Raw genomic sequence first — 12,101 nt, 5'->3', positions numbered from 1 at the left:
GCTGCTAAAAATTATGTGCCGCTAGGTTGCACCTAAGATCACAAAATTTATGACGTATATAGCGACAAGAGTGTGGCATTGAGTGTGGGTCGGTGGGAGTTTTCTTTGGTTCGTTTCTGTTACGTCTTGAAGCTTTTTGTGTCTGCATGCTGTGCAGCTAGAAGCTGCATCAGTTGAAGAATGGTAAGCGGACGATAAGCGTGATATCCCTGCACCAGTACCTGGCCCATGCGTTGCACCAGATGCCACTGGCATTCGTTCTCGATACCTTCAACAACGGTAGTCGTAACGTAGGCTTGTTGAGCCATAGCGATGACGGAAGCCAAAAAGCGGGCTTTGCCTTCATCGTTTTCAATATCTTTAACAAACGCCCGGTCGATTTTGATTCGATCCACAGCCAGTTCGCGAATATAAGCCAGTGACGAGTGGCCGGTGCCAAAATCGTCTAGAGCAAACTCTATTCCGCTGGGTTTCAGCGTGGCAATCACATTATTTATGATATGGAAGTTCAGCGCTGCGTTGTCTTCGGTGATCTCGAGGCATATCGACGAAGCGGGCAAGCCTTGGTCTAAAAGGTACTTGTTAACATCCTGAACCAGCTCTGGACGCAGCATCGCTGGGTTCAGGTTAATGGATACGGTGCCCGTAAAACCCAGATTGATATAAAGATTGCAGCACTGTAGTGACACTTCGTTGAATACCCAGCGACCAAGCTGGATACCCAAACCGTTATGCTCGCAAATATCAACGATTTGGCGTGGACTTATAACAATTTCTTTGTCACTGGTGCACCTTAGGAGAGCTTCGAAGCCGGTAATTAGCGTTGCATCTTCAATGGACACAATAGGTTGGTATACCAAGCTCAGTTTCAGCGATGTCATTTCGCCTCGAAAAAACAGCAATAGCTGACGATAGAGCTTTTGCTCAAGCATCAGCAGCGTCAGCGCGGCGTCGTCAAATACTGTGTAGGCCAGCTTAGCGCTTTTGCTTTGTGTCAGGGCGCGTGTGGCGTAGCGATGGTATTCCGCGAAATCCTGGGCCTGGCTAGCCAGCGAGTAGGCAACACCAAAGAGTGCGGATATTTCCATAGTATTTTCCGCCAGTTGCCACTCAAACGTGGTTTTCTGTTGGGCGGCCTGAATACAATCCAACACCGATTGACCCTTGTGTAACCTGAGCATAAGCACAAATTCACCCGGCGCAATGTGCATCAAAGTATCTCGCTCTGAGGTCAGACTTTTCAGCCTGTCTACAAAAACCTTGATGATGTCTCCCACCTGATCTTTGTCAAAATCCGACACCATGGCCTGATAATTGCGAATTTCGCAGGAGATCAACACGCAGTCGAAAGGCAGTTCCTGGAGGTCGTGCAAGCAGCGCTCGCTGGGTAGCCCGCTCAGGCTGTTTATTCGGTTCCATTTGCGAAAGTAATGCAGGGCAAGTAGCAGGTACACCAGTAAAAATACAATAGAGTCGAGTGTAGCAAAGCGCAGATTTGCCAGCCGGTCCCATGACTGCTGAAACCCGCGGATCAGATTGTTGGTCTCATCGCCAATAAAGTTATCGAATAACAGTTGGCGTATACCTTCCCGTTGTATCTGCCATTGAGCTAACAGCTGTCGCGAGTGCACGGCTTTGGGGGCCGAGGTCAGCAATAGCAGATCTGATTCAATGCCTTTAAATTCACCGAACAGTTCTTCCAATTCTGCTTCATTGTTCAGCTGGTTCCGCGTAAAGCGCGCTTCGATACTGTTCAACAGGTAGTCATAGCGGGACCAGAGCACATCATAGCGAAGCATTAGTGCATCAACCTCGCCAACATTCTGCGCTACCAACTCGAGAGCCTTATCAAATTCGTAAGATTCACTCGCTAACTGCGCCAGCCCCCAAGACGCCATGCGTAAGCTTTCCAAAGACACTGACTGGATCTTACGGTCCAGCATGTAAGTGTAAGCGCTTGCTCCCACCAGCCCGACGATCACGATCACAATCATTGCCGTAGTGGTGCGGGAAAACAGTCGCCTGCTGAGGGAGGTATCCACAGTTAGTTGAGCTCTATCTCAGATAGCTGCCAGATCATAAACCGATGGTTATCTGTGGTGTTCAGACTTGGCTGCTGCGAGAGCGGCAGCATGATCCAGAACGGTCCGTGGGTGCGCACCGACATCACGCGGCTGTTACGACGGGTGGCGATAATAGCGTCCAGTGCCAGAGCTTGCTGTAAAGGCGCTTCAACGGCGTAGTCATTTAGCGCACGAAACAGAATACGTTCGTTACCCGGCTGCCAATAAGTGTCAATCAGGGTTTGTAGGCTGGGACCAGAAAACTCTTGCGTGCCTTCAAAATAGGGGCTTGTGGTGGTGATTCGCTGCTGTGGCAGACTCTCCAACTCAGAGCGTGACAGGGTAATGGTTTCGCCTCCAACCATAATCTCCAGCGTCGGCTCGGCACTGGCTACGGTACTGAAAAAACTGATCACCAAAAAGACCGCAAAACGAAAAGCTAGCATTTTTCTACCCTAGGATTTTTGACCGAGGGCAAGATATAGTAAAAATCTGTTCGATACGACAAAAGAAATGTAGCAATTTTGTGCGATTTTGTCGTTAATTTGTATTCCGGCGTCGACTTGTCGAATCAAAATGACCGTTAGGTATGACATCAAGTTAATGGTTTTCAGGTTGCCTACTTGGCAGTTAGGGCGGGAGGTTGTTGCGCGGTTTGAATCCATCGTTGCCGTAACGACCAACCGATGTCGTAACGTATCGTAGACTTTTCGTCTATTACATTAAGGCCCCAGGATTCAAATCTCTTCCGGGCGTCCAAACAAGTATCCCTGAAAATTCTGACATCCGTGATTAGCCAGCCAGTCTCTTTGCTCTTCCGTCTCTACCCCTTCGGCAATGACTTCCAGATTCAGCCCCTTGGCCAGCCCGATTATGGACTCCACAATGGCGGAGTTTGCCAGGTTGCTCGTTACCTCATTTATAAACGACTGATCTATCTTGATCTGATCCAGCGGCAACTGGTTGAGATAGCTCATCGAAGAATAACCTGTGCCAAAGTCGTCCAAAGAAAAGCGAACTCCCATAGAACGGAGACGATTCATCATTTCAGTAATCCGCTCGGGGTCATTCATGAGCAGGCTTTCGGTCACCTCAAGTTTCAGCAAGCGTGGTGGCGCACCTGTTTTTTCAAGAATCTGGCCCACCTGTTCTACGAAGCTATTACTCTGAAACTGAATGATGCTGACATTCACTGCAAGACTGAGCTCAGAGGTTGTTGGCTCTGACTGCCAAGCAGCCAGCTTTTCACACGCCTGTTCGATAACCCACCGACCGATAGGCAGAATAAGTCGGCTCTGTTCGGCTATCGGAATGAAAACGGCGGGGGATACGATGCCCCGCTCCGGGTGACGCCAGCGCAAGAGCACCTCGTAGCCGAGCAACTGATTCGGCTTGCGAATCTGGGGCTGGTAATACAACACAAGCTGATTTTCCGCTAATGCATTCCGCAATTCCTCTTCTAGAAGAACGTGCTGAACAACCTGAGCCTGTATTTCAGAGTCGAAGAATGAGATGCGCCTTTCACCCCTAAGCTTCGCCCTTTCTTTTGCTTGCTGAGTGGCTTGCTCAGCTCTCTGGAGTTGTTGATCGCAAACCGCCGTTCGTTCATTAATCAGAGTAATGCCGATACTGACACTAACCTGTATTTTATGTTCCAGAACCTTAATCGGGAGGGCAAAGGCATCAAGGATTTTGTCTGCAACATTCTCCGCAGAGCGCGCAGCAACGTCCTGAGATGAACCTAGGCTGGACAACAGGATTGCAAATTCGTCACCTCCGATGCGCGCAAGCGTATCACTCTCACGCACAATGCCAGCCAGCTGCTGTGCGATGGACTTCAGGACCAGATCACCAAACCCGTACCCTCTGGCATCATTCACCGCACGTAACTGCTCGACATCGACATGTAAAAGGGCAGCATGGGCATTGTGTCTAATATCGGCGTTGCAGACGCCAGAGATCTTCTCTTCGAGCAGCGTCTTATTTGCGAGCTCCGTTAACGAATCGTAGAACGCCAATCGATGCGCATTCCGCTCGGCTTTCTTCCGCTTAGTGATATCGTGAAAGGTTCCCACATAGTTCTGGACAACGCCGGATTTTCCACAAATCGCGGTGATCGTCAGCCATTCCGCATACGCCTCCCCATCTTTTCGGAGGTTCCATATTTCACCCTCCCATGAGCCACTTTCCTGAACCCGAGCCCAGAGATAATGGTAAAAAGCGGCATCTTGCAGGCCGGATTGAAGGACGTTTGGGGTCTTGCCCAAAACGTCCTGCTCGGCATAACCGGTGATCCGGGAAAACGCTTTGTTGGCCCTTAATATTATACTATTCTCGTCGGTTATTATTATGCCGAGATGGGTCTCGAACGCGGTGGAAGCAATACGCAGCTCAGCTTCGAGAACTTTGTCTTCGGTGATGTCTCGCACTAAGGTCAGGAAACCACTGTGCTGGCCCTCCAAGTCAGTTAGCGCGTTTACCCTGGCCTCATAATCGCGGGCCTCGCCGTTAACAAACAACTGGTATTCAATATTCTGCATTTTCTGTGATTTTTCGACGTCTGTTTTAATTCCGTCAAACCGGGCAGCGAGCTCGGGCGGCAGTACTTCGTTGTAATGCAGGCCAAGCAGCTTTTCCACAGGCATCAGTAGCTGGCCTTTGTCCTGCGCATGAGCAAAGGTAAACCTTCCGTGTTCATCGAACACAAAGGTCGAATCCGGAATAGAATTAACAAGGGCCTGTAATCGACTCTCATTGGCCTGCGCGTTTTGTTGCGAGCTTCTCCGTTGCCGGTTCTCGTGCAATAGCTCATTCTCAACGGTCAGTCTTCGGCAGAACTGCCTCAGAAAAAACAGGCCAATGATCGCAACCAGTAAAATGCCGGTAGCCCCAACCCAAAGGCTCTGGTGCCAATCTTGTAACGCCACTGACGTTTTCTCGCCAACGACAACGATATAAGGTGCACCCAGAACACGTTTGAAAGCGTAAAATCTTGCTTCACCATCATTAGGAATAGGCCCTTCGACGATCACCTGATAGCTGTCGGAGCCACTATCGATAAAACGGCGAGCCAGTGAATCCGTAAGGATCTGCCCCGGGCTAACTGCAGCTCCTGCGACGACCGGAAGGCGGGCCACTAGCATCATCGACTCGTCTAGAATGGCGATGCTCTGACCAGTGGACAAAGATAACCTCTCCAGCGATCCAGAAAGCACATCCGGCGGTTGACGCGCCACAATCACAGTAGCGACATCGCTTGTGTCGGAATGTAGCTTACTCAACATCCAGATCTCAATCTCACCTGTGACGGGGTCCGTGTACAGCGGCGTTACAACCTCTCGGTTCGGGTTGTCAGACAGGTATTTTGCAATAAAGGGCCAGTCAGGAGCTCTGGTCACTTTCTCGGCCATTGACGGGTAGAAAAAATTGCCAGCTGGATCGGCAGCCAGCAGTTCGCTAACAAATCCGAGGGTGGATACCCTTTTGTCCAGATGCGATTCTATGTTTTCAGGGCGAGTGGCCCCGGGGGTATTTGGCTGGCGCACCAGAGGCTGAACAAATCCGGCGAAAGTCCGCAGTTCGTTTCTAGTAGAAAGCAGCCGATTAGCAACCATTTCAGCCGCGAGATCGGCATTGGCGGCAGAGCGATTAGTCACCGTCTCGGAAGCCTGCCTGTAGGTACTCTGAGCTACGTAACCGGCAGATGCCACCAGCCCTAGCAAAGCGAGAATGTATAACGCAATGGGAAGGCGGTAAGCTAATGGCAAATTTAACCTCGTTTTATTTTTCTGTTCGGTCATTCAGACTACCCACAAACCATTATCTATGGCGTTTGGCGACAAACCCAAGCTCCCAGAAAAATAAACACTGAGCGGGGTATAGTAACTCAAAATCAAAAGATGTGAGTAAATAGTAGTTATCAGTGGTTTTGCTTACTGCCTATTATCCGGAGAACCCCAGCATGAAAAGCCTTTTACATTCCTGTTCACAAAAATTCCGTCAATAAACGTTGAACAAGTACAAAAAGGGTGCCCATTACAGGCGCCGCTTCCACTTTTTTAAGCAGTGCTTGTTCTATGCCTGCTTCATTTTGTCGGAGTAAGGCGGCCATCCCAGAGGTTTACCAGCCAGCAGATGCAAGTGGATGTGAAACACGGTTTGGCCGGAGTTTTCGCCGCAGTTCATGACTGTGCGGTAGCCGTCGTCGGCGAAGCCCATTTCTTTCGCCAGCTTGGCGGCCACGTAATACAGATTGCCCACCAGCTCCCTATCGTTTTCGGTGATGTCGTTAATGGTAGCAATGTGCCTTTTCGGAATAATCAGCAGGTGCACGGGGGCTTGCGGGTTAATGTCGCGAAACGCCAGGGTGGTGTCGTCTTCGTACACGATGTCGGCGGGAATTTCCCGGTTGATGATCTTGGTGAACAGGGTTTCTGACATAACAGGATCCTTTTATAAAGTGAAGTTCAATCCAGACCCATGGCGTAACGGGCTACGCGGTTGCGGGCGAAGGGCAGTGCCTGCGCGGCGCCCAGGCCCAGATTGCGCAGCAGGTGCAGGGGCGGAACGCGGTTGCTGAATAGATGATAAAAGGCATCCATAGCCAGCATCATGCGGCGGTTAGCCGGTCGGCGCTGGTTTTCGTATTGGCTCAGTAAGGCGGGGTCGGCCAGGTCGGTGCTGTTGTTGCGGGCGACAATCAATAGTTGTTGCAGGCATTGGGCGTCCTGAAAACCCAGGTTCACGCCTTGGCCGGCCAACGGATTGATGGTGTGGGCTGCATCGCCAGCCAACACCACACGGTTCTGGTAATAATGTTTGGCGTGTTGGCGGGCAATGGGGAAGCTGGCGCGGGTGTCTATATGCGTTAGCTCAGGCAGCTGTTGGGGAAATCCCTGCTGAATTTCGGCCATCAGTTGTTCGGTGGGCATAGCTTTGAGCTGTGCAAGCCGGGCGGGGGCGTCGTACCACACCAGCGAGCCCCAGCTTTCGCCGGGAAATTCTTCGCCGGCTGTGTGCAACGGCAAAAAAGCCCGCGGGCCAGAGGGTAAAAATCCCTGCCAGGTGATGTCTTCTACCGCGCCGCGGTAGCGCACAGACATCACCATTGCCTGTTGGTCGTATTGGCTGCGGGTGACGCCAATGCCGGCCAGATCGCGCATTCGGGATTGGGCACCGTCGGCGCCTACCACCAGGGTTGCCGTAATGGCGGTAGCGTTATCCAGGTCCAACTGAGCGTGATTGTTGTTCTGGATGAGGTTTGTAACCGCAACGCCCGGCATTAAAGTGATGTTCGGCTGGGTAATCGCGGCCTGCCAGAGAGCCGCCTGGGTAACGCTGTTTTCTACGATGTGGCCAAGGTGGCTGGCGCCCAATTTGTTGGCGTTGAATTCCACCCGTGCCAGGGGCTTTGGCAGCAGCCGGGTAAGCGGGTGAGAGGACTGGTCCCACACCGCCAGGCGGCGATAGGGCGTGGCGCGCATGGCCAGAACGGTGTCCCAGGCCTTTAGGTTTTGCAGGTAGCGTTCACTGCCGGCGCTGAGCGCGGACACGCGAATATCCGGCGTGCTGCCTGGCACAAATTCGGGAGCGTCAGCAAAGTCAATCAGCGCCACGCGAAAACCGTTGCGGCCCAGGCCTGTCGCAAGGGCTGCACCCACCATGCCGGCGCCGACAACTGCAATATCAAATGCTTGAGTCATATCGGGTTCCTGTTTGTAGTGATCAGTTTACGCGATGGCAACGAACAGGCAAACCGTGGAGTTGATGTGCGGTCACGCCGCCATAGCAACAATATGGAAAGTTACAGTGCCTGGGCAGACCCAGAGGCGGCCGGTTGTTTTCGTTTTACCAGCCACGCCGGTTTGGCAACACCGGGTTTGTTAAAGCCCTGGTTCAGAATCGTCGGCCGGGCAAGAGCCAGGAAGTCGATTGTTTTCATGTGGATGGATTTGCTGTGGCTGCCGGCGGCGAACGCCAGTTCGGGCTGTTGGGTCAGCGCTTCGGCGCAATACACGTTCATGCCGTAAAGCTCGCCAAAGGGGGGCATGGCGCCGACTTCGCACTGAGGGAACAGGTTTTGGAACGTCTGTTCATCGGCCAGTTCAACAAAATCGGTGTCCAGAATCTGCGACAGCCGGTGCCAACGCACGCGCCAGGTGGCGGGCATCACCAGCATGGCTATTTTGCCATCCAGCTCGATGATCACGGTTTTAACCACCCGGTCTCCGGCAATGCCAACGTGCCTCGCCAATTGGCGGGCGCTGAATGCGGGCGGGTGAGGCATGCACAAGTATTCTACGCCTGTGCTGTCGAGGTATTGTTGTAATGCATTTGCGGGCACGGTGGCGGCCTCCTCATCATTAACGGCACCTGCTGTTACTGATGAGCTTAGCCGAGGTTTCAGGGATTGCGAAACTCGGCTGTAGGCTTTTTGCTCTCAGACTTAGTCGGCCTTGTACATGTGCACATCGCGCTGGGGGAAGGGAATACTGATGCCTTCGGCGTCAAACGCCTTCTTCACGCGTTCCTGCATGTCCCAGTAGAACGGCCACAGGTCTGCGGATTTGGTCCAGGCGCGGGCGGTCAAGTTAACAGAACTGTCGCCCAGACCGCCTACCACAACCATTGGTTCCGGGTCTTTCAGAGCGCGTTCGTCTTCTTCAATCAGGCGCTTGATGGTGGCTTTGGCCTTGTCGATGTCGTCACCGTAGCCAATGCCAAAGCTCATGTCGCAGCGGCGGGTAGGGTAGGCGCTGAGGTTGGTCAGGCTGGAGTTGGACAGGTCGCCGTTGGGAATAATAATCCGGCGGTTATCAAAGGTATTAACGATGGTGTACAAAATAGAGATTTCCACCACCGAGCCCAGGTAACCTTGGGCTTCGATGACATCGCCCACTTTGAATGGCTTGAAGATTAGAATCAGCACGCCGCCGGCGAAATTGCCCAGGCTGCCTTGCAGTGCCAGGCCGATAGCCAGGCCGGCACCACCAATAATAGCGATGAAGGAGGTAGTGGCAATGCCCACCATGGAGGCAACGGAAATCAGTAGCAGGATTTTCAGAACTGCTGATAGCAGGCCGCACAGGAAGGTATTCAGCGTTGGGTCTTTTTTGCCAAGTTTGCTATCCAGTAAGCGAACAAACCGGTTAATCAGCCACATACCCACAATGAGGGTGATAATGGCCAGTACCACTTTGGGTGCGTATGCCATGACCAGTGTGATGGCTTGGTCGACCAACTCTGTGGCGCGGCCGTTGGCGCTGAATAAATCTTCCATAGCAAACCCCTTGTCAAATTTTCGTTTTATGAGATGTGCGGGTGGGCGTGCTTGGCCCACTGAGCGATGGCGTCCGGACCGCCATGCATAATCACTGTGCCCGGTTTGCGGGCCAGCTGGTAATCGTACATTGGGTCATAGTAATGCTCTAGCAGGCTTTGTATCCAGGCGTTATGGCCGTCGCTGGAGCCGTTCTCTGCCTGTTGCGCCAGTGCTGACTCCATCACGCTGCGCAGTTGCTGATGGCGCTCGCCCCCCAGGCGTTTACGAATTCGATCAAGCGCGCTCAAAAGGTAGTCGCTGAAATTTAGCCAACCGGCTTGTGGACCATCCAGATTGGTGTAATCGGTTAGCATATTGTCGACATAGTCTTGGCGAATAATATCAACGCGCCCGGCCATTGGCCGGTCCAGCACGACTAAAGGCGCCGCCGCCATCCGTTCACGCAGGCTTATTGGCAACGCACAGCAACCCACAAGACGGCTTTCGTCCTCCAGATAAATGGGGCCGCCGCGCTGATGCCTGGCGTGTAGCATGGCGACTGCAAGCTGGTTTTCAAAGTTGATTTGCGTGGGTTGTGGCGTTACCTGCCGGCCAAAGCTGGAACCGCGGTGATTGGCCAGGCCTTCGAGATCTACCGGGTTGGGGAGGGTATTCAATACGCGGGTTTTGCCAGTGCCTGTGCGGCCGCTGAGGATGTAAAACGTTTCGTTGGCGATCTGCTGTTCCAGCTGATCAATCAGGAACCGGCGCATGGCTTTGTAGCCGCCTTCTACCAGCGGATAATTAATGCCCGCTTGCGCGATCCACTGGCGTGAAAGATTAGAGCGCAGTCCACCGCGGAAACAATACAGATAACCGTCTGGATGTTGGGTGCAAAAGTGTTTCCAGGCTTCAAGGCGCTGAGCCTTGATGTCGCCCTGCACCAGCTGGTGGCCCAGCTCGATGGCTTTGCTCTGGCCCTGCTCTTTGTAACAAATACCGACAAGATGGCGCTCGTCGTCGTTCATCAGCGGTGCGTTAATAGCGCCGGGAAGATGGCCTTTGTCGAATTCGACAGGCGCACGTACGTCTAGTAGCGGTGTGTTATTTAAAAATAGAGAAAGGTAATCGTCGGTGTCTTGTCTACGGATCATAAAAGGAGGATAAACTGGCCAAATTGGTCATAGAGTATAGAGCAGTTAGTTCGATTGTGCCGGGGCTAGTATGAAAAAGGGCCGCCATGAATAATAAGTCGGCGCATCCTTGCGCAATGTGCAACAGCCGTGTCGCTGGTCCTTGGCCCACTCCGTGGTGCATACGTCATCCGTGACCAACACTATGTTACCAACACAGAGCGTTTGTGAGGTTATACCTTTGGACCATAGCTCTGTGGCGCGCATAGAATTTCTGTTTAAATTCGTTAATAATCATATATTTATGATTATTTAATTTACTATATGTTGTATTTTTTTCCTAATTTAAGGAAAAAAAACAGTAGATTTGTAAGAGAATGCTTACACCGGTCCTCACATTTTTCAGTATTGGGCGCTAAATTTTTGCAGCCAAGGCCAAATTAGCATTCCGACAGCGATGCCAGCGGCGTCAGCGGCCACGTCAGCCATTGAAAAATCGCGGTAGGGCAGGGTGGCTTGCACAATTTCTATTAGCATACCGAAACCCAGCAGCAGCGGGACAAAATAGAGCGGTTTCAGCTGCGGCCAGCCCAGGCGAACCAGCAGCGTAAGCTCTAGAAAGGCAATCAGGTGATTGACCTTGTCGCTGGGCGCAGAGGGCACGGGCAGCGGGCCTGCGGTCGTGGCCAGAAATAGGATAACGGCGATAGACGCCAGTAGCGCAAACCGCCACAAGACACATAAGCGGAGTAATTGTGCAAGCCGTTGTTTCGTGGTTGCTAAAAACATATCGGTTGTTTGTTCCGGCTGTGGCAAAGACCGCATCATGATATGCTCTGCACCCCGTCAATGTCACTGCAACCAAGGTTTTGCGCCATGCTCAATGGTAACTTTTTTCGCGGATTGGGTTATCTGGGCGAGGGTTTTGGCCTGATTCTGCAACCCGGTCTTCGCCTTTTTGTAATTATCCCCGTGCTGATTAATATTCTGCTGTTCAGCCTGCTGTTTTTCTATCTGGGTGAATTGTTTTCCGGTTTGATTGCAACGGCTATGGGTTGGTTGCCAGACTGGGCCTGGCTGCAAGCGTTGGACTGGCTGTTCTGGTTGCTTTACGGCGCTATTATTGTGTTGGTGCTGGCTTATGGTTTTGTGATGGTGGCTAATCTGATTGGTGCACCGTTTTACGGTTACCTGGCGGAGCGTTGCGAGCAGCACCTGACAGGTCAACCCATCGGTGACGACGAAGATTGGGCGGGTATTGTTAAAGACATTCCACGTTCGCTGTGGCGCGAGTTGCAGAAAATCGCCTATTACCTGCCCCGAGCCCTAGGCCTGCTTATTCTGGGACTGATACCGGTGGTGAATCTGGTGGCGGTGGTGCTGTGGTTCGTGTTCAACAGCTGGATGATGGCGCTGCAGTATGTGGATTACCCGGCAGACAACCACAAGATCAGTTTTCCGGTGTTAAAAAAGATGCTGGCCGAGCGCCGATTGTCGGCTTTGGGCTTTGGACTGCCGGTAGCGCTGGCGGCCATGGTGCCAATATTAAACTTGTTTGTGGTGCCGGCAGCGGTGTGTGGTGCCACGGCGTTATGGGTGCGTGAACAAGGTTCCGCACGTTATTGATTAGGATTTGGAGGTTGC

The 12,101-nt window shown here is 52.3% G+C and carries 10 protein-coding genes; 1 reads left to right on the top strand and 9 read right to left on the bottom strand.

The genetic code is table 11. The features are described 5' to 3' along the window. Nucleotides 1–119 precede the first annotated feature (119 nt). The 9 genes from ABA45_RS16955 to ABA45_RS16915 all read right to left on the bottom strand — a co-directional run bounded on the left by ABA45_RS16955 (nt 120) and on the right by ABA45_RS16915 (nt 11,285). Complete coding sequence (locus ABA45_RS16955) at nt 120–2,042, bottom strand: bifunctional diguanylate cyclase/phosphodiesterase (protein WP_157035564.1); 1,923 nt, start codon at nt 2,040–2,042, stop codon at nt 120–122. A 2-nt stretch (nt 2,043–2,044) separates the two neighbouring features. Continuing rightward, nucleotides 2,045–2,509: a hypothetical protein gene (locus ABA45_RS16950; RefSeq protein WP_048388123.1), complete on the bottom strand. Its 465-nt coding sequence runs from the start codon at nt 2,507–2,509 to the stop codon at nt 2,045–2,047. 291 nt (nt 2,510–2,800) lie between these two features. After that, nucleotides 2,801–5,863, bottom strand: coding sequence for an EAL domain-containing protein (locus tag ABA45_RS16945; RefSeq protein ID WP_048388121.1), 3,063 nt, complete (start codon nt 5,861–5,863; stop codon nt 2,801–2,803). 274 nt (nt 5,864–6,137) lie between these two features. Then, complete coding sequence (locus tag ABA45_RS16940) at nt 6,138–6,503, bottom strand: histidine triad nucleotide-binding protein (RefSeq protein ID WP_048388119.1); 366 nt, start codon at nt 6,501–6,503, stop codon at nt 6,138–6,140. A 26-nt stretch (nt 6,504–6,529) separates the two neighbouring features. Next, a complete protein-coding gene (locus ABA45_RS16935; RefSeq protein ID WP_048388117.1) occupies nt 6,530–7,765 on the bottom strand; it encodes an FAD-dependent monooxygenase in 1,236 nt (411 codons plus the stop codon). A 101-nt stretch (nt 7,766–7,866) separates the two neighbouring features. Further along, nucleotides 7,867–8,406: an aminoacyl-tRNA deacylase gene (locus ABA45_RS16930; protein ID WP_048388115.1), complete on the bottom strand. Its 540-nt coding sequence runs from the start codon at nt 8,404–8,406 to the stop codon at nt 7,867–7,869. Between the two features lie 102 nt (nt 8,407–8,508). Next, nucleotides 8,509–9,342 carry a mechanosensitive ion channel family protein gene (locus ABA45_RS16925; RefSeq protein ID WP_048388113.1) on the bottom strand — a complete coding sequence of 278 codons (834 nt, stop codon included), beginning with the start codon at nt 9,340–9,342 and terminating at the stop codon, nt 8,509–8,511. Between the two features lie 26 nt (nt 9,343–9,368). Further along, nucleotides 9,369–10,478, bottom strand: a complete 1,110-nt coding sequence (gene mnmH / locus ABA45_RS16920) for a tRNA 2-selenouridine(34) synthase MnmH (protein WP_048388111.1) — start codon at nt 10,476–10,478, stop codon at nt 9,369–9,371. A gap of 381 nt (nt 10,479–10,859) precedes the next feature. Beyond that, complete coding sequence (locus ABA45_RS16915) at nt 10,860–11,285, bottom strand: VanZ family protein (RefSeq protein ID WP_227506070.1); 426 nt, start codon at nt 11,283–11,285, stop codon at nt 10,860–10,862. 48 nt (nt 11,286–11,333) lie between these two features. On the opposite strand from ABA45_RS16915, the gene cysZ reads away from it, so the two are divergent. Next, nucleotides 11,334–12,083 carry a sulfate transporter CysZ gene (cysZ, locus tag ABA45_RS16910; RefSeq protein WP_048388109.1) on the top strand — a complete coding sequence of 250 codons (750 nt, stop codon included), beginning with the start codon at nt 11,334–11,336 and terminating at the stop codon, nt 12,081–12,083. Nucleotides 12,084–12,101 lie beyond the last annotated feature (18 nt).

It is taken from the genome of Marinobacter psychrophilus (assembly GCF_001043175.1).
Classification (GTDB): Bacteria; Pseudomonadota; Gammaproteobacteria; order Pseudomonadales; family Oleiphilaceae; genus Marinobacter; species Marinobacter psychrophilus.
This window is presented reverse-complemented; position numbering and strand designations above follow the sequence as displayed.